Here is a 20,355-nt window from a genome sequence, read left to right as displayed (position 1 = left end):
CAATGCGTGTTTCTGGTCCATTCAAATTGCGGATGAAATGAAGGAAACACACCATGCTTGGCACAATACTTCTTGTTATCCTCATTCTGCTCTTGATCGGAGCCTTGCCGAATTGGGGTTATAGCCGTGGCTGGGGCTATGGACCTTCTGGCGGTTTGGGGCTAGTTCTCGTGATTATCATTATCCTTGTACTCATGGGCCGCATCTAAAGGCCAACAAACCTGGGGAGTTACGACATGATGAAGAAGATTGTTCTTATTGGTGCGCTCGTCGGCGCCCTGGCATCCTGCACAGCGACCGAGCAGGGAACGGCGATCGGCGCCGGCACCGGCGCGGTCATCGGCGGTGCCGTGACCAACAGCTGGGGTGGTGCCGCCGTCGGCGCCGTTGCCGGCGGTCTGACCGGCGCTCTCATCGGCCAGTCGGTCGAACGCCGCGGCTACTGCGTCTATCGCGACCGCTACGGCCGCCGCTACGAGGCCCGTTGCCGCTACTGATCGGCAAAAGCATATCGGACTTCCCAACGGGCGCTTCGGCGCCCGTTTTTCTTTGATGGCCGCCTCCGTCAACGCGGCGTTGACGATCGGTCGCCAAAGCCAAACCTACCGACCTCCATCAGGCAGGCGCACATTTCCTTCATGAGCGCAGTGGGCAGGCGAATCCGCCCGGCGCATCTGAAAGGAACGCTTCCATGGGTCAGATTTTCCTGAATTCCGCTGTCGCCATTCTCATCGCCTTGGCTTTCCTCACAAGCGCGATTTCAGCTCTTCGCGGCCAGGATCGCTCGCCGCAGCGCGTGCCGGTCAAGATTCCGCCACGGCGTCACCAAAACACCGGCGGCCGTTCCTGATGTCCGCACGGCGGGCATCCATACAAAGAGCGATAGCGCGTCCGGCAAGACGCGCTATCGCTTTCAAGTCGATTCCGATTTCCGGGGCCGGTTAGACGAAGAACTGCCCGCCATTGGCGGTCAGCGTCGAGCCGGTGATGAAGCCGGCATCGTCGGAGGCGAGGAAGGTAACGCAGCGCGCAATTTCCTCAGGCTCGCCGAGACGCCCGACGGGAATCTGCGGAATGATACGTTCGTTCAGCACCTTCTCCGGCACGGCGAGCACCATCTCGGTTCCGATGTAACCGGGGCAGATGGCATTGACGGTGATGTTCTTGGCCGCCCCTTCCTGGGCCAGCGCCTTGGTGAAGCCGAGATCGCCGGCTTTGGCCGCCGAATAGTTCGCCTGACCCATCTGCCCCTTCTGGCCGTTGATCGACGAAATATTGACGATGCGGCCGAAGCTGCGGTCACGCATGCCGGTCCAGACCTGATGCGTCATGTTGAACAGGCCGGTGAGGTTGGTATTGATCACCTCGTGCCACTGCTGCGGCGTCATCTTGTGGAACATCGCGTCGCGGGTGATGCCGGCATTGTTGACGAGCACTTCCACCGGCCCGATCTCGCTTTCGATCCGGGCGATCCCCTCGCCGCAGGCGGCGTAATCCGAAACATCCCATTTGAACACCGGCACGCCGGTGGCGTCGTGGAAGGCTTTGGCCTTCTCGTCGTTGCCGGCATAATTGGCGGCAACCCTGTATCCGGCGTTTTTCAGCGCCACGGATATGGCCGCACCAATGCCGCGCGTACCCCCGGTGACCACAGCCACTCTGCTCATGTTCCGCTCCCCTTTTGTTTTCGCCCCGCTCTGGCGGGATTTTTCAATCAATGACGGATCGTATGCTGTTTAAAGTGCTTCGAAGCACATGGCGACACCCATGCCGCCACCGATGCAAAGCGTGGCCAGCCCCTTCTTGGCGCCGCGGCGCTTCATTTCGAACAACAGCGTATTGAGAACGCGCGCGCCGGAAGCGCCGATCGGATGGCCGATCGCGATCGCCCCGCCGTTGACGTTGACGATCGCAGGATCCCATCCGAGATCCTTGGTGACGGCGCAGGCCTGCGCCGCGAAAGCCTCGTTGGCTTCGACGAGATCGAGATCGCCGACCGACCAGCCGGCCTTTTCGAGCGCCTTGCGCGACGCCGGGATCGGGCCGGTGCCCATGATCGAAGGATCGACGCCGGCGGTCGCCCAAGAGACGATGCGGGCGAGCGGCTGGATACCGCGACGGACCGCCTCCGCTTCGCTCATCAGCACCGCGGCAGCGGCGCCGTCGTTGAGGCCGGAAGCATTCGCTGCCGTCACCGTGCCCTCCTTGTCGAAGGCCGGGCGCAGCTTACCCATCGCCTCCAGCGTGGCGCCATGGCGGATATATTCGTCGGCATCGACCGTAACGTCGCCCTTACGCGTCTGAATGATGTAGGGGATGATCTCGTCGGCAAAGCGGCCGGCCTTCTGCGCCGCCTCCGCCTTGTTCTGCGAGGCGACGGCGAACTGATCCTGCTCGTCACGCGAAAGCTGCCACTGACGCGCGATATTCTCGGCGGTGATGCCCATGTGGTAGCCGTGGAACGCATCGGTCAGGCCGTCCTTGATCATGGTGTCGACCATCTTGGCGTCGCCCATCTTGACGCCGCCGCGCAAGTGCATGGCATGCGGTGCCATCGACATGGATTCCTGGCCGCCGGCAACGATGATCTTGGCGTCGCCGGTGGCGATCTGCTGCATGCCGAGCGCGACGGCGCGCAGACCCGAACCGCAGAGCTGGTTGACGCCCCAGGCTGTCGCCTCCTTCGGAATGCCGGCTTTGATCGCCGCCTGGCGCGCCGGGTTCTGGCCCTCGCCTGCAGCGAGCACCTGACCGAGGATCACCTCATCCACTTCGCCGGCATCGACGCCGGCGCGCGCGAGCGCACCCTTGATGACGGCCGCGCCGAGCTCATGCGCCGGAACCGTTGCGAAAGCGCCGTTGAACGAGCCGACGGCCGTTCGACCTGCACTGGCGATGACGATGGATGAATTGCTCATGGGGACGCTCCTCGTTTTCGTCTCACTTACATAAGAGGAAACTGGCAAAGCTTGGAGCGCAAGTCAAACGCGAAGACCGGCCGGGGTCATTTTTCGGCACGAACGCGAAAGCCCGAATTCATCTGCTCTGTGAAAGGTTTGCCGCATCGCACAAAGAGATTGTCACCGGCCTTCTTTTGCGTTTACAGTCTGAAGTGGAGGAATATCCATAATTCAGACGGGGGTCCAGGAGACTGATATGGCGAAGCATGAGGGTCAGATAGTCATCAAGAAATACGCCAATCGCCGCCTATACAATACAGGCACCAGCACCTACGTCACGCTGGAAGACCTGGCGGAGATGGTGAAGAAGGGCGAAGAATTTACCGTCCAGGATGCAAAAAGCGGAGATGACATCACTCATTCGGTGCTGACCCAGATCATCTTCGAGCAGGAATCGAAGACCGGCAACACGCTTCTCCCGATCTCCTTCCTGCGCCAGCTCATCACCTATTACGGAGACCAGATGCAGATGGTCGTGCCGAGCTTTCTCGAACATTCGATGCGCGCCTTCAGCGAACAGCAATCCCAGATGCGCGAGCAGGTAAACCGGGCCTTCGGTGAAACGCCGCTCGGCAAGAACCTGCAACTGCCGATGCAGATGGTCGAGGACCAGGTTCGCCGCAACACCGAGCTGTTTCAGCAGGCGATGCAGATGTTCTCGCCCTTCATGACGCCGCCGGCCAAGGAAAGCCGCAAGGCCGAGGCCAAGGATATCGATGAGCTGAAGGAACAGCTCCGCGCCCTTCAGAACAAACTCGACAACCTATAATCCGATCGAGACATCCCGTCCGGCGCTCCGGATCGACACGGCAAACCCGCCAATCACATCGATCAGAGCGATCGTCATCAAAATGAAGAAGACCTGCGTTGCAGCATCTCGGACGAGCAGAAACTCGACCAGGAAGGCGATGAAAACCAGCATCGACAATATGTGGTTGATGAGGTTGCCGGGACCCGTTCTGGTCGCTTTCAGGATTTCGAAGAACAGCACGACGAGCGCGATGACGATGAAAAGATCGCCGAGCGCCATGCTCCAGATCGCGCCTGATATCATCGACAACACGATGACGTCATGCTGCAGCGCCGGAATACCGCCCTCGCCCATCAGGCCGAGCATCGCCAGGTTGTAGAGAACGAACGGGATAATCATCAGCGGCATTGCAGCTATCATCGGCAATCTCCTTGGCGGCTGGAAGAATACTGCCGCAAAGCATTGCCCCACCGCAAGTCATTGCAAATATTATATCGCCGAATATGAAAAGGCCGGCGTGACGCCGGCCTTTAAGCGTTCGATTGGACGAGCCGAATCGGAAATTATGCGCTTTCCTTCGGCGTCAGAACCTGGCGGCCGCGATACATGCCGGTCTTCAGGTCGATGTGATGCGGACGGCGAAGTTCGCCGGAGTTCTTGTCTTCGACATAGGTCGGAGCCTTCAGCGCATCAGCCGAACGGCGCATACCGCGCTTGGACGGGCTTGTTTTTCTCTTCGGTACAGCCATTTCTCTTACTCCACTTGCGGGCAAAACATTCCCACGGCCAGACTGGCGGCCGAAACGGACATGTCGCGATTTCGGAATTTTGCGCGCTTATACATGCAAGGCGCGGCCTTGACCAGTCCCCATGCATATTTTTTGACACGCCGATGATTCCTACCTCAGACCTCGTCTTCCGGCACAACCCAAGGCTCGGCGCGCGCCGCCTCTTCCCATTTGCGCCAAGCCGGATGCGCCTTCATGGTCTGCATGTAGGCAAGTGTATCGCTTCGGTCGACCAGATCATAGATCTCGAACCGGTTGACGACGGGCGCAAACATCGCATCTACGCCCCCGAACGCGCCGAAGAGAAACGGCCCGCCGGATTGCTGCAAGAGATCCCGCCAGATCGTCTCGATTCGGCTGATATCGGTATCGACACCATCCGGCAGCGCGATCCTCGCCTTCGGCCGGCGGATATTCATCGGGCAGGCGCTGCGCAGAGCCCGGAAGCTCGAGAGCATCTCCATCGAAACCGACCGGGCGAGCGCCCGCTGGGCGCGATCGGCAGGCAGAAGACCGGCGTCCGGATACAGCTCGGCGGCATATTCGATGATCGCCAGCGATTCCCAGATCTTCAACGCGCCATGCTGCAGAAGCGGCACCCGCCCGGTCGGAGACACGGCCTTGATATTGGGATTGCCGGCTGCGTCGTCGAAGGGGATCAGGACCTCCTCGAAGTCGATACCGAGGCCCGTCAGTGCCATCCACGGCCGGAAAGACCAGGAGGAATAGTTCTTGTTGGCGATATAGAGCGTCGGTCTATCCATGGGCTTCTCCCGTTCAGGCGTCGAAATCGAAAATCAGCAATTCGTGGAAATGGTTCATGTCCTCGAAAACGCAGAATGCCGGTAGCGTCAGCTCGAAAACAGGGGCCTTGCGGCGGATGTCCTCGGCAACGTCATCGAGCATCGCCTGCCAGCGCGGCAAGGCTTCGTCCTCCAGCCGTTCGATCGCATAGGCGAAGGTCATGTGAAACTTGTAGTCTTCATGGTTCGGCTGGCGATAGCCGAGGAGATCGGCAAACGCGTGGCGCCAGGCGCGCATGACCTTGCGGTCGTTCTCCGTCGCTCCGTCGAGGAGCAGGCCCGACGGGCGCGCTTCGACCACGGCGACATTGAAGGGGTCGGCCATCGAAAAACCTTCGAGCCGCGCCGCCATCAGTTCGGTCATGTTGTCGATCGGCGTCTCGAGCGGAAGATCGCCCGGCCAGAAATCCTGCCGGCGCCTGGTCTCGATGACGCCTTCGAAAAGCGTCATGTGAAGGCTCGATATCGGCGTGAAGAGGAACTGCTGGGCCTCCGGCATCGCCAGATATTTCTCCCGCGCCTCGATTAGCACCGTCTGCGTCCGCGAGCCTTTCTCGGCATGGCAGACGATGGTGTTCCCGGCTTCAGGCAAAAAGCCGCCGACCTTGCGATAACGGCTGCCGAGATGGGCGGGCGGGTTCGGATTGTGCGTCTTCGAATAGAGGAGAAGCTCGGGAGAAAACATCGTAGCGGTCATGGGCGACTCGAAGGTTCTGTTTGGACTGCACCGCCCATATGGCAGAACCAAGAATGTCAGATGACGCTCGAGGCTACCAATGACAAGTTCTGCTCTCACTCATAGATGCATTTGATGTAATCGCCGGAACCCTGTGCGCGTCTCTCGATCACGCCGGCAAGCCGGCGAAGGCCGCGGCCTGGTTTGCCGGCATTGCGGTCGATCGGGTTCGGCAGCGAGACCGCAAGCAGCGATGCCTGGCGCCGTGTCAGCTTCGAGGCCGGCACCTTGAAATGATGCTGAGCCGCCGCCTCGATGCCGTAAATGCCCGGACCCCATTCGGCGATGTTGAGATAGATTTCCATCAGCCGCCGTTTCGACAGGACGAAATCCGTGGAGACGGCCAGCGGAAGCTCCATCGCCTTGCGCACGAAGGAGCGGCTGTTCCAGAGAAAGAGGTTCTTCGCCGTCTGCATCGGGATGGTGCTGCCGCCGCGCGTTGCCTGGCCCTTCAGCGTATCTTCGACCAGCATGCGCATTTCCGCCCAGTCGACACCGCCGTGAAAGCAATATTGCCCGTCTTCGGACATCATCACCGACTGCACCACAACCGGGGCGATCTCATCAAGCGACACCCATCTGCGGTCATAGCCGCGCAGCAGTACGAGATCGCGCAGCATCAGCGTCGAGACGGGGTGAATGAACGGCAGCACGTAGAAAAAGATCAGCGCGTAAGGAAGGATCACCAGCGCCAGTACGGCAAGCACGATGCGTTTCAACACGCGCCGGTCTCCGAACCATTGCCGGCGAGCCGGCATGTCGGCGATGTCCTCTCTCTCCGGCGCTATATCCAATGTCCCCAACCCGATTTCGCTCCTGTCGTTCTCATAACGCCTGTAGGCCGCTTATGCCAGAGTGCGTGGCGAATCTTGCCGCGCCATCGACAATTCCGTTGCAAGCCCGGGGGCGCTCATGCCAAACAGCGCCCATGGATGCGAACCGGGACACTTTCGAGACGAGGCTGAAGAACAACGCCCGCGAGATCGAGGCGCTGCTCGATGCATTGCTTTTACCGAACGCCCTTTCCGACGAAATCGCCAGGCCCGAGACGCTGCGCAGCGCCATGCACTATGCCGTGCTGAACGGCGGCAAGCGGCTGCGCCCGTTCCTGGTGGTCGAAAGCGCCGCCCTTCTTGGCGGTGATGCCGAGGCCGCACGCCGCGTCGGCGCCGCACTCGAATGCGTCCACTGTTATTCGCTGGTGCATGACGATCTGCCCGCCATGGACGATGATGATCTCCGCCGCGGCAAACCGACTGTTCATATTAAGTTCGATGAAGCCACCGCGATCCTCGCAGGCGACAGCCTGCTGACCTACGCCTTCGATATCATCGCCGCGCCGGAAACTACGCTTGCCGATACGAGCAAGGCCTCGCTGGTGCTGGCGCTTGCCCGCGCCGCCGGTCTCGGCGGCATGGCCGGCGGCCAGGCGCTCGATCTCGCGGCGGAAAAACAAGCCCCTGACGAGGCCGGCATCATCCGCCTGCAGGCGATGAAAACCGGCGCGCTGATCCGCTTCGCCTGCGAAGCCGGCGCCCTCATCGCGGCGAGTCCGCCGGAAGATCGTCGCCGCCTGCGTGCTTTCGGCGAAAAGATCGGCCTTGCCTTTCAGCTCGCCGACGACATTCTCGACCTGACCTCTGATGCCGCGACCATGGGCAAGGCGACCGGCAAGGATGCGGCCCGCGGCAAGGGAACGCTCGTGGCGCTGCATGGCATCGAATGGGCCGAGGAGCAGCTCCGCCAGCATGTCCGCGATGCCGAGGCGCTGCTTGCCCCCTACGGCGCCCGCGCCTCGACGCTGATCGCCGCGGCACATTTCATCGCCGACCGGAAGAGCTGAAGCGTCACTCAGGCTGCCAGTATTTCCTTGAGGGCGGAAACCAGACGCGCGCATTCCTCGTCCGTGCCGATGCTGATGCGCAGGAAATCCGAAATGCGCGGCTTGGCGAAATGCCGGACGAGAACGCCACGCTCCCGCAGAGCCGCTTGAAGCGCAGCACCCGACCGGCTTTCATGCCTTGCGAAAACGAAATTCGCCTGAGACGGCAGCACTTCGAATTCCAACGCTTCGAGGTCCCGGACGAGACCGTTCCGGCTGGCGATCAGCTTCCTCCGACATGTCTCGAACCACGCCTCGTCCTTGATCGCTGCCGTTGCGGCAACCTGCGCCAGGCGATCGAGCGGATAGGAATTGAAGCTGTCCTTGACGCGCACCAGCGCCTCGATCAGGTCCCGCTGTCCGAGCGCGAAGCCGACTCGCAGGCCCGCAAACGAGCGGGATTTCGACAGGGTCTGAACGACAAGCAGGTTGGGATATTTGGAAATGAGCGGAATGGCGCTGTCACCGCCGAAATCGACATAAGCCTCGTCGATCACCACGACCGCATCCGGATGGGCGGCGACAAGCGCCTCTATGTCGGCAAGCGGCAGGCCGATGCCGGTCGGCGCATTCGGATTGGGTATGATGATCGCACCGCACGGCCTGTCGTAATCCGCAAGCCGGACCTGGAACTTGTCATCGACCGGCACTTCGATCGCTTCGATGTCGTATAGCAGGCTATAAGTCGGATAGAAGCTGTAGCTCACATCGGGATAGAGAAGCGGCAGCTCATGTTTCAGCAGCGCCTGAAACGTATGCGCAAGGACCTCGTCGGAGCCGTTGCCGACGAAGACCTCATCCGCCGTCAGGCCGTGACGGGCAGCGATCGTCTCGCGCAATTCCGTCGCCGCCGGATCGGGATAGAGCCGCAAACGATCATCCGCCGCTTGGCCGATCGCTTCGATCGCCTTCGGGGACGGCCCGTAGGGGTTCTCGTTGGTGTTGAGCTTGACCAGACCGGGAATGCGGGGCTGCTCCCCGGCGACGTAGGGTCGGAGCGTGCTGACGATGGGCGACCAGTAGCGGCTCATGCGAATTCGCCGACCTTCATTCCGCCGCCGTCCGCTGGCCGAAACGCTTCTCGATATAGTCGACGACGAGCGCCTCGAAGTCGGCGGCGATATTGGGACCGCGCAACGTCAGCGCCTTCCGGCCGTCGATAAAGACGGGGGCTGCCGGAGTCTCGCCGGTGCCGGGAAGCGAAATGCCGATATCGGCATGTTTGCTTTCGCCCGGTCCGTTGACGATGCAGCCCATGACGGCAACGTTCAGCGCCTCGACGCCCGGATATTTCTCGCGCCAGACCGGCATGTTCTTGCGGATGTCGTTCTGGATGTTCTGAGCAAGCTCCTGGAACACCGTCGACGTCGTGCGTCCGCAGCCGGGACAGGCGGCAACGACGGGCACGAACTGGCGGAAGCCCATGACCTGCAGGATTTCCTGCGCCACCTGAACTTCGCGCGTGCGGTCGCCGTTCGGCTCCGGTGTCAGCGACACGCGGATCGTATCGCCGGTGCCCTGCTGCAGCACGAAGCCCATCGCCGCCGACGAAGCGACGATGCCCTTGGTGCCCATGCCGGCTTCGGTCAGGCCGAGATGCAGCGCGTGATTGGAACGCTCGGCGAGCATGGAATTGACGGCGATCAGGTCCTGGACCTGGCTGACCTTGGCCGACAGGATGATGCGGTTGCGCGGCAAGCCGATCTCTTCGGCAAGGGCCGCCGAAAGCAGCGCCGATTGCACGATCGCCTCGCGCGTCACCTGCCGGGCCGAAAACGGCGAGCCGGCTGCGGCATTCTCATCCATCAGCGCCGTCAGGAGATCCTGATCGAGCGAACCCCAGTTGACGCCGATGCGCACCGGCTTGTCATAGCGGATCGCCATCTCGATGATCTCGGCGAACTGCTTGTCCTTCTTGTCCTTGAAGCCGACATTGCCGGGGTTGATGCGGTATTTCGCCAGCGCTGCGGCACAATCAGGATGATCGGCAAGCAGTTTATGGCCGATATAGTGGAAGTCGCCGATCAATGGCACGTCCATGCCGAGCCGCAACAGCCGCTCGCGGATCTTCGGCACGGCGGCCGCACTTTCGTCTCGGTCGACGGTGATGCGCACCAGCTCCGAGCCAGCCCGGTGGAGTGCGGCGACCTGCGCGACGGTCGAATCGATATCGGCCGTATCGGTGTTCGTCATCGATTGCACGACGACCGGCGCCCCGCCGCCAACGATGACGCCGCCGACATCGACGGCAACGGATGCGCGGCGCGGTTTCGGATCAAAATCGGCAATTGGAGACATTAAGAGTTCCTGGACCCCTGAAAACAGTGCCTTTCAGGTGGATCATGACTGCTTTCTTGTCAACCGCTCCTGATATCACTTTTGTTGGGAGGCGGCTTAATGGCCGCCGCCGGAGACTCCGTCGGCATAACGGGCTAGTTTGGAGAACAGCAGAACGACGAGCAGGAGTACCGGCAGCGCCATGAAGACCGCCGCAAAGCCGACATGCTCGGCGACGAAGCCGATCAAGGACGGCGCAACCAGCATGCCGGAATAGCCCATGGTCGTGACGACCGAGATGCCGATGCCGGGCTTGAGGCCGGGAATGTTGCCCGCCGCCGAGAAGGCGATCGGCACCATGTTGGAGATGCCGATGCCGCAAAAGGCAAAGCCCAGAATGGCAATCTCCGCATTCGGCGCCAGACCTGCAAGCAGCATGCCGACGATGGCAAACACGGTGCAGATCCGCAGCGTTTTGACGCCGCCCAGACGGTCGCGCACCAGGTCGCCGGCAAAGCGCATGATTGCCATCGTCGCCGAAAAGGCTGCAAAACCAAGGCCGGAGAGCGCCACGGAGGCATCCATTTCCTGGCGGAGATAGAGCGCGCCCCAGTCCAGAACCGCGCCTTCCGGCACCATGGAGAACAAGGCCATCAATCCGAGCAGCCACGGCAGCGGCACCATCGGCAGCCTGGTCTTTTCCTTCTTGGCATCGGGATGCGGCGGATCGGCCAGGATCATTGGCCAGGCGATCGCGAGAAAGATCGCCGCCAGCACCGTCGCCAGTTCGGCATGGCCGAGAATGCCCATCTTGGAGATCACGATGCCGCCGAGACCCGAGCCGATCAGCCCGCCGAGGCTCCAGAAAGCGTGGCAGGACGACATGATGGAGCGACGCATGGATTTTTCGACCGACACGGCATTGGCATTCATCGCCACATCCATGGCGCCGATAAAACCGCCGAACAGGAAGAGCGAGATTGCCCCGGTGATCACATTCGGCGCGAGCGTCAATGCCAGGAGCAGCGGCAGCACGCAGACAGCCAGCAGCTGAACGACGATACGCGAGCCGTGTTTGGCAATCTGCGCCCCGGCGATCGGCATCATCACCAGCGAGCCGACGCCGAAGACAAGGATCATCAGCCCGAGTTCGAACTTGGAGAGCGCCAACCGCTCGGCAAAATCCGGGATCTTCGGCGCCCAGCAGCCGACGACGAAGCCGTTCATGAGAAAGAGCAGGGAAACCGCCGCCCTGCTTCTGGTGATGAAGCCGCTTCGAGCTGCCGGCGGCGCATTCACATGACTGTCCATTTCTCGGTCTTTCCTCATTGCCGGGCTTGCACGCCCGGTTTCCCTAAACTCGATGACGAGGGTCTCAGTTCGTTTTCTCGGCGACGACGGTCCTGCATCCGCGCGCGCGGTAATCGGCGAGAATGGCCGGATCGGCATCGTGCTCGACCACCAGGCATTCGCAATGGGCAACTGGCAGAATGCTATGGGGGGCGGCAGTGCCGAATTTCTCCGAGGTTGCCGCCACCAATACCTTTCTGCTTCGCGACGCCGCATAGCGCTTGAACTCGGCATCTTCGAAACCGAACACGGTGATGCCGGCCTCAAGATCGACGCCGCAGGCGCCGAGAATGCAGAGATCGGGCGAAATCTGCTCCATATCCCGCAAGGCTTTGGCACCGAGCGAACCGCCCGTCTGCCGGTCCACCATTCCGCCGATCAGAATGACGTTGACGGCAGGCTTGTCGATCAGCGCCGCGGCGATCGCCGGCGCATTCGTTGCAGCCGTCAGCGCAAGTTCAGCCGGCAGTGCGTTGGCAATCGCCAGATTGGTGCTGCCGGCATCGAAGAATACCGTCGAACCGGCGGCAATCTGCTGTGTCGCAGCGCGCGCCAGCGCCCGTTTCCGGTCAACGGCAAAACCGATCCGCTGTGTCAGACTTCCATGCGCCGGCGAGATCGGCAATGCGCCGCCATAGACCCGCTCGCAAAGCCCTGCCGCGGCCATTTCGCGCAGATCGCGCCGCACCGTATCTTCGGAGACGCCGAATTCGAGCGCAAGTTCCGTCGCCAGCACGCGGCCGTTCAGCCGCAGCCTCTCGGAAATCACGCCCTGGCGCTCGCGCAACAAAAAATCCTGCATGTTTTTACCGGATTGAAATCTGTGAAACTAGAAACGTGCATAAACGCTTATGATCCGGCACACAATATGCACAAACACACATTTCCTGACGTTGTGAAACAAAGCTCCACCATGCGAAAGATCGCCTATTGACCGGTCAAGAGGCCGGGAATATCGATCGACCGTTCCCCACTTCCCCGCCGGCATTCTGCCATCTGGTGCGCTCCCGTGAAAAACTCCGTCAGCCTGGGCATCCTGCTCACGAGCCTCGCCTATATGGCGTTCACATTCCATGATGCGATTATCAAGATCCTGACCTCAAGCATTCCGGTCTGGCAGATCCTGTTTTTCCGCAGTCTCACCATCCTTACCGGCTGTCTCGCCTTTGGCCGCGGCAAGCTCGTCCGCCAGACGATGCGATCGCCGATCATCAAGCCGATGATCGCCCGCAGCATCCTTCTTCTCTGTGCCTGGCTTTCCTATTATTCCGCGGCAAGCCGCCTGCAGCTGGCCGAAGTGACGACGCTCTATTACGCAGCACCCATCGTCGGCACCGTGCTTGTATGGCTCATCTTGAAAGAAGAGGTCACGCCTGCGCGCTGGCTTGCCGTCGGCGTCGGTTTCGTCGGCGTGCTAATTGCCTGCAACCCCATCGGTCTCACCATTTCCTGGCCGGTTTACCTGGCACTGCAGGCAGCCGTTCTCTGGGCCTCGGCCATGGTGCTGCTGCGCAAGACTTCGCTGCACGAGAAAACCATCGTCCAGCTTATCGTTTCCAACGTCTTTTTCCTTGTGATGACCGGTGTTGCCGTTCTCTGCACATGGAAGACCCCCGACATGGCACAGCTGCCGCTTCTCATTGCCACCGGCGTCGTCGCCGGATCCGCGCAGTTCGCTCTCTTCGAGGGCATGCGGCAGGCGCCGGTCTCCGTGCTCGCGCCGTTCGAATATACTTCCCTCGTCTGTGCCTTTCTATTGGGTCATCTGATATGGGCCGATATCCCCACGCCCAATGTCGTATTCGGCGCGGCCATGATCCTCGCCGCCGGACTGATTATCATCGTCAGCGAAAAGCTGCGCCGCCGCATCGCGGCGTGATGCCCGTTTCTGCAGGATTCACAGCTCAGACGGCCGCTTGAGAAAAATATTTGCAGTTGCTGCTTTTATTCGCAGTTTTTTACGCTTCCGGCGCCCTAAATTTCTGCGAACTATCCCTCATCCGATGACAACCTCCCAAGGATGGATAAAACAATGAACTGGTTGAAAACCGTCGCCGTAGCCGCCCTCATTCAGGCCGCCGCCCTCCTGCCCGCCCATGCCGGCGAAAACCTCGCCGCCATCAAATCGGCCGGCGTCTTCAAGATCGGTACCGAGGGCACCTATGCGCCCTTCACCTATCATGACGAAAGCGGCAAGCTCGTCGGCTTCGACGTCGAGATCGGCGAAGCGATCGCTGCCAAGCTCGGCGTCAAGGCCGAGTTCGTCGAAGGCAAGTGGGATGGCCTGATCGCCGGCCTCGATGCCAAGCGCTACGACACCGTCATCAACCAAGTCGGCATCACCGAAGCCCGCAAGCAGAAATATGATTTCTCCGAGCCCTATATCGCCTCCAAGGCCGTGCTGATCGTCCGCGACGGCGACGACAGCATCAAGACCTTCGCCGACCTGAAGGGCAAGAAATCCGCCCAGTCGCTGACCAGCAACTTCGGCAAGATCGCAACCGAAGCCGGCGCCGAACTCGTCGGCACCGATGGTTTCGACCAGTCGATCCAGCTCGTGCTGACCAAGCGCGCCGACGCGACGATCAACGACAGCCTCTCCTTCCTCGATTTCAAGAAGCACAAGCCGGACGCGCCGGTGAAGATCGCCGCCGAGCAGGAAAATGCCGATTATTCCGGCGTCATCATCCGCAAGAATGAGCCGGAGCTTCTGGCCGAAATCAACAAGGCGCTCGCCGACATCAAGGCCGACGGCACTTATAAGAAGATCGCCGACAAGTATTTCGGCCAGGACGTTTCGAAGTAAGTCCATTCAAGAAAGTCCCCTCCCCAACCCCTCCCCAAAAGGGAGGGATTTCGAAGGCGGACCGCCTCATCTCAAAATAACCGTTTCGGCCCGCAGTTCGGCTGCTATTTCGCGCGGCGAGAGACTTGGTAAGTCCCTCCCCCTTGTGGGGAGGGGTTGGGGAGGGGTACAGCTCGAACGCACCAATCCACGAGAGGGAGCACCCCTTTGCCCCACTGGCTTCAACTGATGGCGGAATCGCTCCCCTCGCTCCTCTGGGCGGGATTGATCTTTACCATTCCCCTCACGCTGCTGTCCTTCGTCTTCGGCCTGATCCTCGGCCTGATCACCGCGATTGCCCGGCTTTTCGGCCCGGGACCTGTCGCGGCCATCGCCCGTTTTTATGTCTGGGTCATCCGCGGCACGCCGCTGCTCGTGCAGCTCTTCGTGATTTTCTACGGCCTGCCGAGCATCGGCATTCTGCTCGATGCCTTTCCCGCCGCCCTGATCGGCTTTACCCTGAATATCGGCGCCTACAGCTCCGAGATCATTCGCGCCGTCATCTCCTCGGTGCCCAAGGGCCAGTGGGAGGCCGCCTATTCGATCGGCATGAGCTGGCGGCAGGCAATGAGCCGCACCATCCTGCCGCAGGCCGCCCGCGTCGCCGTGCCGCCGCTGTCGAACACCTTCATCTCGCTGGTCAAGGATACTTCGCTGGCCGCCGCCATCACCGTGCCGGAGCTTTTCCAGGCGGCGCAGCGCATCGTTGCCACCACTTATGAGCCGCTGATCCTCTATATCGAGGCGGCGCTGCTCTATCTCGTGCTGAGCTCCGTCCTTTCGCAGCTGCAGGTACGGCTGGAACGCCGCTTCGCACGGTATGGCGGCATGCTGGAGGCCAATGCATGATCGAGCTTTCCAACATCGAAAAGCGCTTCGGCGACGCCGTCATCCTCAAGGATATCAGCATCCGTATTCCCGAAGGCAGCGTCACCGCGCTGGTCGGCCCCTCAGGCGGCGGCAAAAGCACGCTGCTGCGCTGCATCAACCTGCTCGAAATCCCGACATCAGGCGCGATCCGACTCGGCGTAGAAACGCTGTCCTTTGCCCCGGGCAAACGAACGAGCTGGCAGGCGATCCAGAAGATCCGCCGCCAGACCGGCATGGTCTTCCAGAATTTTCAGCTTTTCCCGCATCAGACCGCGATCGAGAATGTCATGGAGGGCTTGGTGACAGTGCTGAAATGGCCGCGGGAAAAGGCGCGTGAACGCGCTATGGAGCTGTTGACCAAGGTCGGCATGACCCACAAGGCCGACGCCTGGCCGTCGACGCTCTCAGGCGGTCAGCAGCAGCGTGTGGCGATCGCACGCGCCTTGGCGCCGTCGCCGCGCGTACTTCTCTGCGACGAGCCGACCTCGGCGCTCGATCCGGAACTCTCGGCCGAAGTGGTCGACGTACTGGGTCAGCTTGCCCGCGAGGGCACGACGATGGTGATGGCGACCCACGATCTCCGGCTCGCCTCGAAGATCGCCAATGACGTCGTCTTCTTGGAAGCGGGCAGCGTCGTCGAGACGGGCAGCGCCAGGGCGATCTTTACTGCGCCGGAACGCGAACGCACCAAGCGCTTCATCTCGACGATCAACGCCGCCGCCCATACCTACGATATCTGAGGCAATGCCGGGATGCTGCCATCCCGGCATTGCCGGAATACCGGTCAGGAGGCCGTGACGACGGCGCGCGCGGCCTTCAGCGCATTGCCCCACCAGGTGATCTGGTCAAGCAGGTTCTTGGCGGCTTCGTTGAGATGCGGGTAGTCGCCAAGGCCCTTGCCCTCCTTGAGAACGGCAAGGTATTCGCTGAATGCGATGTGGACCCCGGTCTTGACGGAAGCAGCGCTCATTTCCACGAAGATCAGCCGCAGCTGCTCGACCGCCCGTGCGCCGCCGACGCCGCCGTAACCAACGAAACCGACCGGCTTCTGGATGAATTCGCCGAGATCGATCGCGTTTTTCAGAACCGCCGTCGGAGCATGGTTGTACTCGGCGACGGTGAAGATGAAGCCGTCGAATTCGCGCAGCTTCTTTTTCCAGCGCTCGGCGGATTCGCTTTCCGCCGTGGTGGCGCGCTCTTCGCCGAAGAAATGCATCGGATAGTCGAGAAGATCAAGAACCTCGACGTCCAGATCGGAACGCTGGCCGGTGAGGTCAGCGATCCACTTGGCCGGGTGCTGGGCGAAACGGCCGATACGCGTGCTGCCGACAATGACGGCAATCTTCAGCTTGCTCATGGGGATCTTTCCTGTTGAATGACGGGTTTGCTGGAACGTTACGGCCGATAGGACGCGCTACGAACGCTCCTCGCTTTCAATGGCGTATAATCCTTTAGGGTTATGCGCCCGCCATTTCTAGGAAATAAGCCCCATGCCCGGCAAGCCGGGGGCTGCAGGAAACGGTCAAAAGTTCCGCATTCCCGTCGGCCGAACGCACACAATCGGGTGATTGATCACGAATGATGCGCTGCCGGAGCGACGTCGAGCGCTCCGGCAGGCCGAATTGCTTAGCCGCCGTAGACGACGAGCAGGTCCTTGGCGTCGATCTGATCGCCCGCCTTGACCAGCACCTCGGCGATCGTGCCGTCCTTCTCGGCATGCAGCGCCGTTTCCATCTTCATCGCCTCGATCGAGACGAGCACGTCACCGGCGCTGACGGCCTGGCCTGAGGAGACGAAGACGCGCGAGATGACGCCCGGCATCGGCGCACCGACATGGACGGCATTGCCGGGTTCGGCCTTGCGGCGGACCGCTGCTCCCGTCGCCCCATGGGCGCGGTCCGGCACCTTGATGCGGCGCGGCTGGCCGTTGAGCTCGAAGAAGATGGTGACCATGCCCTGGCTGTCGGTGGCGCTCATCGCCTGGTTGACGATGACAAGAGTTTTGCCGCGTTCGATATCGGCAAACAGCTCCTCGCCATCACCGAGGCCGTAGAAGTAGGCAGGCGTCGGCAGCACCGAGACCGGGCCGTAGGTATCGGAAGCGAGCGCGAAATCGGTGAAGACCTTCGGATACATCAGATAGGAAGCGAATTCGAAGTCGCTGACCTCCCGCTCCAGCTTCGTCTCGATGACCTTACGCTCGGCATCGAGATCGGCCTCCTTCAGCAACGAGCCGGGACGCACTGTATAGGGTTTGTCGCCCTTCAGCGCCTTCTTCTGCAGCGCCTCCGGCCATCCCGACGGCGGCTGGCCGAGATCGCCTTTCAGCATCGAGACGACCGATTCCGGGAAGGAGACCTCGCGTTCGGGGCTGACGACGTCGGCAACCGTCAGGTCCTGGGACACCATCATCAGCGCCATGTCGCCGACCACCTTGGAAGACGGCGTCACCTTGACGATATCGCCGAACATCTGGTTGGCGTCGGCATAGGCCTGCGCCACCCGGTGCCAGCGGGTCTCCAGACCGAGCGAGCGGGCCTGCTCCTTGAGGTTGGTGAACTGGCCGCCCGGCATTTCATGCAGATAGACTTCCGAGGCCGGCCCCTTCAGATCGCTTTCGAAGGCGGCATACTGGTTGCGAACGGCCTCCCAATAGAAGGAGATGCGGCGGATCCATTCCGGATCGAGGCCCGGATCGCGCTCCGACCCGCGCAGCGCCTCGACGATCGAACCGAGACAGGGCTGCGAGGTATTGCCGGAGAGCGCATCCATCGCCGCATCGACGGCATCGACGCCGGCTTCGATCGCGGCAAGCACGGTTGCCGCCGCAATGCCCGACGTATCATGCGTATGGAAATGGATCGGCAAGCCGGTCGCCTCGCGCAGCGCCTTGAACAGCACCTTCGCCGCCGCGGGCTTGAGCAGGCCGGCCATGTCCTTGAGCGCGATGATATGGGCGCCGGCCTTTTCCAGCTCGACGGCAAGGTCGGTATAATATTTCAGATCGTATTTCGGGCGCGCGGAATTGAGAATATCGCCGGTATAGCAGATCGCCGCCTCGCAGAGCTTGTTCTCCTCGGCGATGGCATCCATCGACACCCGCATGTTCTCGACCCAGTTCAGGCAGTCGAAGACGCGGAAGAGATCGATGCCGCCGCGGGCCGCCTGGCGGACGAAGTATTTGACGACATTGTCTGGATAATTGGTGTAGCCGACGCCGTTGGCGCCGCGCAGCAGCATCTGCAAGAGCAGGTTCGGCGCGCCCTCGCGGATCAGCGCCAGCCGTTCCCACGGATCTTCGGTCAGGAAGCGCATCGAGACGTCGAAGGTGGCGCCGCCCCAGCATTCAAGCGAGAGTAGGTTCGGCAGCGCATGCGCATAGGTGCCGGCGATGCGGGCGATGTCATAGGTGCGCATGCGGGTGGCGAGCAGCGACTGGTGGCCGTCGCGCATCGTCGTGTCGGTCAGGAGCACGCGCTTCTCATTGCGCATCCATTCGCCGAACTTCTTCGGGCCGAGCGTGTCGAGCAGCTGCTTGGTGCCGTCCTTGACGCCATTGCCGTTGGCATAGGGAACGACCGGCTGGGCAGCATTTTCCAGCGGCCGCGGTCGGTCCTTGGCTTCGGGATGTCCGTTGACGGTGACGTCGGCGAGATAGGTGAGAAGCTTCGTTGCGCGGTCCTGGCGCTTGACCTGCTGGAAGAGCTCCGGCGTCGTGTCGATGAAGCGGGTGGTGTAGCTGTTGTCGCGGAATTTCGGATGGCCGATGATCGCTTCGAGGAAGGTCAGGTTGGTGGCCACGCCGCGAATACGGAATTCGCGCAGCGCCCGGTCCATGCGGGAAATCGCTTCGGAGGGGTTCGGCGCCCAGGCCGTGACCTTGACGAGCAGCGGATCGTAATAGCGGGTGATGATGGCGCCCGAATAGGAGGTGCCGCCATCAAGGCGGATACCGAAGCCGGAGGCCGAGCGATAGGCGGTGATGCGGCCATAATCCGGAATGAAGTTGTGCTCCGGATCTTCGGTGGTGATACGGCACTGCAGCGCATGGCCGTTGAGACGGATGTCGGCCTGAGCGGGAACGCCGGATTCCGGCGTACCGATCGCGGCGCCGTCAAGGATGTGGATCTGCGCCTTGACGATGTCGATGCCGGTGACGACTTCGGTCACCGTATGTTCGACCTGGATGCGCGGATTGACCTCGATGAAGTAGAATTTGCCGGTATCGGCATCCATCAGATATTCGACGGTACCGGCACCGACATAATTGGTCGCCGCGGCGATCTTCAGCGAATAGGCGGCAAGTTCCTGGCGCTGCGCCTCGGATAGATAAGGGGCCGGCGCCCGCTCGACGACCTTCTGGTTGCGGCGCTGGATGGAGCAGTCGCGCTCGAACAGATGCACGACATTGCCGTGCGTATCGCCGAGAACCTGGCTTTCGACATGGCGGGCGCGCTCGACGAGCTTTTCCAGATAGACCTCGTCCTTGCCGAAGGCGGCCATCGCCTCGCGCTTGGCCTCGGTCACCTCGCGGGCAAGATCCTTCGGGTCGCGGATGGCGCGCATGCCACGCCCGCCGCCGCCCCAAGAGGCCTTCAGCATCACGGGATAACCGATCTCTTTCGCCATCTTCGCCACCACGGCCATATCGTCGGGCAACGGCTCGGTCGCCGGCACGACAGGCACACCGACCGAGATCGCCAGATTGCGGGCGGCAACCTTGTTGCCGAGCTGGCGCATCGTATCGGCCCTCGGGCCGATGAAGATGATACCGGCCTTGTTGCAGGCATCGACGAATTCGGGGCTTTCCGACAGCAGGCCGTAACCCGGGTGAATGGCGTCGGCGCCCGAGAGCTTGGCGACGCGGATCACCTCGTCGATCGACAGATAGCTCTCGATCGGTCCTAGATCACGCGCCAGATGCGGGCCGCGGCCGACCTGATAGCTTTCGTCCGCTTTGAAGCGATGAAGCGCCAGCTTGTCCTCCTCAGCCCAGATCGCCACGGTTTTTATTCCAAGCTCGTTGGCCGCGCGGAACACGCGAATGGCAATTTCGGAGCGATTGGCAACGAGAATCTTGGAAATGGGCAAAA

General features: G+C 61.5%; 22 protein-coding genes. 9 read left to right on the top strand and 13 right to left on the bottom strand.

Going from position 1 to position 20,355, the window contains the following annotated elements; all coding sequences use genetic code 11:
* Positions 1 to 53 precede the first annotated feature (53 nt).
* The 3 genes from FHX03_RS22165 (at position 54) to FHX03_RS22155 (ending at position 850) form a co-directional block, all read left to right on the top strand.
* Entirely contained in the window at positions 54 to 209 is a 156-nt protein-coding gene (locus FHX03_RS22165; RefSeq protein ID WP_003543790.1) for a DUF3309 family protein, read from the top strand.
* Positions 210 to 236: 27 nt separating this feature from the next.
* The gene (locus FHX03_RS22160) at positions 237 to 497 is read left to right on the top strand and encodes a YMGG-like glycine zipper-containing protein (protein WP_003543792.1); all 261 of its coding nucleotides are present in this window, start codon (positions 237 to 239) and stop codon (positions 495 to 497) included.
* 194 nt (positions 498 to 691) lie between these two features.
* Positions 692 to 850, top strand: a complete 159-nt coding sequence (locus FHX03_RS22155) for a hypothetical protein (protein ID WP_165503890.1) — start codon at positions 692 to 694, stop codon at positions 848 to 850.
* 91 nt (positions 851 to 941) lie between these two features.
* Here FHX03_RS22155 and FHX03_RS22150 read toward each other — a convergent pair whose 3' ends face one another.
* A complete protein-coding gene (locus FHX03_RS22150) occupies positions 942 to 1,667 on the bottom strand; it encodes a beta-ketoacyl-ACP reductase (protein WP_012559314.1) in 726 nt (241 codons plus the stop codon).
* A gap of 69 nt (positions 1,668 to 1,736) precedes the next feature.
* Positions 1,737 to 2,918, bottom strand: coding sequence for an acetyl-CoA C-acetyltransferase (locus FHX03_RS22145; RefSeq protein WP_097625013.1), 1,182 nt, complete (start codon positions 2,916 to 2,918; stop codon positions 1,737 to 1,739).
* 238 nt (positions 2,919 to 3,156) lie between these two features.
* Here FHX03_RS22145 and phaR point away from each other — a divergent pair, with 238 nt between their 5' ends.
* On the top strand, positions 3,157 to 3,729 hold the full coding sequence (gene phaR / locus FHX03_RS22140; RefSeq protein WP_003583046.1) for a polyhydroxyalkanoate synthesis repressor PhaR: 573 nt from the start codon (positions 3,157 to 3,159) through the stop codon (positions 3,727 to 3,729).
* On the opposite strand, the gene FHX03_RS22135 is transcribed toward phaR, so the two are convergent.
* The 5 genes from FHX03_RS22135 to mtgA form a co-directional block, all read right to left on the bottom strand.
* Complete coding sequence (locus FHX03_RS22135; RefSeq protein ID WP_003589652.1) at positions 3,724 to 4,131, bottom strand: hypothetical protein; 408 nt, start codon at positions 4,129 to 4,131, stop codon at positions 3,724 to 3,726. The genes phaR and FHX03_RS22135 overlap by 6 nt on opposite strands.
* Positions 4,132 to 4,274: 143 nt before the next feature.
* A complete protein-coding gene (rpmF, locus tag FHX03_RS22130) occupies positions 4,275 to 4,460 on the bottom strand; it encodes a 50S ribosomal protein L32 (protein ID WP_003543812.1) in 186 nt (61 codons plus the stop codon).
* A 155-nt stretch (positions 4,461 to 4,615) separates the two neighbouring features.
* A complete protein-coding gene (locus FHX03_RS22125; protein WP_183855472.1) occupies positions 4,616 to 5,263 on the bottom strand; it encodes a glutathione S-transferase family protein in 648 nt (215 codons plus the stop codon).
* A gap of 13 nt (positions 5,264 to 5,276) precedes the next feature.
* Positions 5,277 to 5,999, bottom strand: a complete 723-nt coding sequence (locus FHX03_RS22120) for a DUF1868 domain-containing protein (RefSeq protein ID WP_183778466.1) — start codon at positions 5,997 to 5,999, stop codon at positions 5,277 to 5,279.
* A gap of 95 nt (positions 6,000 to 6,094) precedes the next feature.
* The gene (gene mtgA / locus FHX03_RS22115) at positions 6,095 to 6,832 is read right to left on the bottom strand and encodes a monofunctional biosynthetic peptidoglycan transglycosylase (protein ID WP_183778468.1); all 738 of its coding nucleotides are present in this window, start codon (positions 6,830 to 6,832) and stop codon (positions 6,095 to 6,097) included.
* Between the two features lie 134 nt (positions 6,833 to 6,966).
* Between mtgA and FHX03_RS22110 the strand changes: the two genes are divergently transcribed.
* Positions 6,967 to 7,881, top strand: coding sequence for a polyprenyl synthetase family protein (locus tag FHX03_RS22110; protein WP_097625017.1), 915 nt, complete (start codon positions 6,967 to 6,969; stop codon positions 7,879 to 7,881).
* 8 nt (positions 7,882 to 7,889) lie between these two features.
* Here the strand turns inward: FHX03_RS22110 and hisC are convergent, their stop codons facing one another.
* The 4 genes from hisC to FHX03_RS22090 form a co-directional block, all read right to left on the bottom strand.
* The gene (hisC, locus tag FHX03_RS22105) at positions 7,890 to 8,951 is read right to left on the bottom strand and encodes a histidinol-phosphate transaminase (RefSeq protein ID WP_183855470.1); all 1,062 of its coding nucleotides are present in this window, start codon (positions 8,949 to 8,951) and stop codon (positions 7,890 to 7,892) included.
* 16 nt (positions 8,952 to 8,967) lie between these two features.
* Positions 8,968 to 10,218, bottom strand: a complete 1,251-nt coding sequence (gene ispG, locus FHX03_RS22100; protein WP_183855468.1) for a flavodoxin-dependent (E)-4-hydroxy-3-methylbut-2-enyl-diphosphate synthase — start codon at positions 10,216 to 10,218, stop codon at positions 8,968 to 8,970.
* A gap of 96 nt (positions 10,219 to 10,314) precedes the next feature.
* Positions 10,315 to 11,508 carry an MFS transporter gene (locus tag FHX03_RS22095; RefSeq protein ID WP_183855464.1) on the bottom strand — a complete coding sequence of 398 codons (1,194 nt, stop codon included), beginning with the start codon at positions 11,506 to 11,508 and terminating at the stop codon, positions 10,315 to 10,317.
* Between the two features lie 64 nt (positions 11,509 to 11,572).
* On the bottom strand, positions 11,573 to 12,349 hold the full coding sequence (locus FHX03_RS22090) for a DeoR/GlpR family DNA-binding transcription regulator (RefSeq protein WP_097625021.1): 777 nt from the start codon (positions 12,347 to 12,349) through the stop codon (positions 11,573 to 11,575).
* Positions 12,350 to 12,556: 207 nt separating this feature from the next.
* Here FHX03_RS22090 and FHX03_RS22085 point away from each other — a divergent pair, with 207 nt between their 5' ends.
* From FHX03_RS22085 to FHX03_RS22070, 4 genes are all read left to right on the top strand, one after another.
* Entirely contained in the window at positions 12,557 to 13,426 is an 870-nt protein-coding gene (locus tag FHX03_RS22085) for a DMT family transporter (RefSeq protein WP_183855463.1), read from the top strand.
* A gap of 153 nt (positions 13,427 to 13,579) precedes the next feature.
* Positions 13,580 to 14,353 (top strand): amino acid ABC transporter substrate-binding protein, encoded by a 774-nt coding sequence (locus tag FHX03_RS22080; protein WP_097625023.1) that lies wholly within the window; start codon positions 13,580 to 13,582, stop codon positions 14,351 to 14,353.
* 207 nt (positions 14,354 to 14,560) lie between these two features.
* Positions 14,561 to 15,241: an amino acid ABC transporter permease gene (locus FHX03_RS22075; RefSeq protein ID WP_064841116.1), complete on the top strand. Its 681-nt coding sequence runs from the start codon at positions 14,561 to 14,563 to the stop codon at positions 15,239 to 15,241.
* On the top strand, positions 15,238 to 16,002 hold the full coding sequence (locus tag FHX03_RS22070; RefSeq protein ID WP_183855462.1) for an amino acid ABC transporter ATP-binding protein: 765 nt from the start codon (positions 15,238 to 15,240) through the stop codon (positions 16,000 to 16,002). Before FHX03_RS22075 ends, FHX03_RS22070 begins: the two co-directional genes overlap by 4 nt.
* A gap of 44 nt (positions 16,003 to 16,046) precedes the next feature.
* Here FHX03_RS22070 and FHX03_RS22065 read toward each other — a convergent pair whose 3' ends face one another.
* Both FHX03_RS22065 and pyc read right to left on the bottom strand, forming a co-directional pair.
* Complete coding sequence (locus FHX03_RS22065; RefSeq protein WP_183855460.1) at positions 16,047 to 16,619, bottom strand: NADPH-dependent FMN reductase; 573 nt, start codon at positions 16,617 to 16,619, stop codon at positions 16,047 to 16,049.
* A 269-nt stretch (positions 16,620 to 16,888) separates the two neighbouring features.
* Positions 16,889 to 20,353, bottom strand: coding sequence for a pyruvate carboxylase (gene pyc, locus FHX03_RS22060; RefSeq protein WP_183855458.1), 3,465 nt, complete (start codon positions 20,351 to 20,353; stop codon positions 16,889 to 16,891).
* Positions 20,354 to 20,355 lie beyond the last annotated feature (2 nt).

The organism is Rhizobium sp. BK456 (genome assembly GCF_014194045.1).
Classification (GTDB): domain Bacteria; phylum Pseudomonadota; class Alphaproteobacteria; order Rhizobiales; family Rhizobiaceae; genus Rhizobium; species Rhizobium redzepovicii.
The sequence above is the reverse complement of the archived record's forward strand: the minus strand, read 5'-3'. Positions and strand labels throughout refer to the sequence as shown.

What these genes read in the sequence shown, in the direction of transcription:
- FHX03_RS22165 (WP_003543790.1), top strand. Translation starts at nt 54, where the DNA reads ATGCTTGGCACAATACTTCTTGTTATCCTCATTCTGCTCTTGATCGGA.
- FHX03_RS22160 (WP_003543792.1), top strand. Translation starts at nt 237, where the DNA reads ATGATGAAGAAGATTGTTCTTATTGGTGCGCTCGTCGGCGCCCTGGCA.
- FHX03_RS22155 (WP_165503890.1), top strand. Translation starts at nt 692, where the DNA reads ATGGGTCAGATTTTCCTGAATTCCGCTGTCGCCATTCTCATCGCCTTG.
- FHX03_RS22150 (WP_012559314.1), bottom strand. Translation starts at nt 1,667, where the DNA reads ATGAGCAGAGTGGCTGTGGTCACCGGGGGTACGCGCGGCATTGGTGCG.
- FHX03_RS22145 (WP_097625013.1), bottom strand. Translation starts at nt 2,918, where the DNA reads ATGAGCAATTCATCCATCGTCATCGCCAGTGCAGGTCGAACGGCCGTC.
- phaR (WP_003583046.1), top strand. Translation starts at nt 3,157, where the DNA reads ATGGCGAAGCATGAGGGTCAGATAGTCATCAAGAAATACGCCAATCGC.
- FHX03_RS22135 (WP_003589652.1), bottom strand. Translation starts at nt 4,131, where the DNA reads ATGATAGCTGCAATGCCGCTGATGATTATCCCGTTCGTTCTCTACAAC.
- rpmF (WP_003543812.1), bottom strand. Translation starts at nt 4,460, where the DNA reads ATGGCTGTACCGAAGAGAAAAACAAGCCCGTCCAAGCGCGGTATGCGC.
- FHX03_RS22125 (WP_183855472.1), bottom strand. Translation starts at nt 5,263, where the DNA reads ATGGATAGACCGACGCTCTATATCGCCAACAAGAACTATTCCTCCTGG.
- FHX03_RS22120 (WP_183778466.1), bottom strand. Translation starts at nt 5,999, where the DNA reads ATGACCGCTACGATGTTTTCTCCCGAGCTTCTCCTCTATTCGAAGACG.
- FHX03_RS22110 (WP_097625017.1), top strand. Translation starts at nt 6,967, where the DNA reads ATGGATGCGAACCGGGACACTTTCGAGACGAGGCTGAAGAACAACGCC.
- hisC (WP_183855470.1), bottom strand. Translation starts at nt 8,951, where the DNA reads ATGAGCCGCTACTGGTCGCCCATCGTCAGCACGCTCCGACCCTACGTC.
- ispG (WP_183855468.1), bottom strand. Translation starts at nt 10,218, where the DNA reads ATGTCTCCAATTGCCGATTTTGATCCGAAACCGCGCCGCGCATCCGTT.
- FHX03_RS22095 (WP_183855464.1), bottom strand. Translation starts at nt 11,508, where the DNA reads ATGGACAGTCATGTGAATGCGCCGCCGGCAGCTCGAAGCGGCTTCATC.
- FHX03_RS22090 (WP_097625021.1), bottom strand. Translation starts at nt 12,349, where the DNA reads ATGCAGGATTTTTTGTTGCGCGAGCGCCAGGGCGTGATTTCCGAGAGG.
- FHX03_RS22080 (WP_097625023.1), top strand. Translation starts at nt 13,580, where the DNA reads ATGAACTGGTTGAAAACCGTCGCCGTAGCCGCCCTCATTCAGGCCGCC.
- FHX03_RS22070 (WP_183855462.1), top strand. Translation starts at nt 15,238, where the DNA reads ATGATCGAGCTTTCCAACATCGAAAAGCGCTTCGGCGACGCCGTCATC.
- FHX03_RS22065 (WP_183855460.1), bottom strand. Translation starts at nt 16,619, where the DNA reads ATGAGCAAGCTGAAGATTGCCGTCATTGTCGGCAGCACGCGTATCGGC.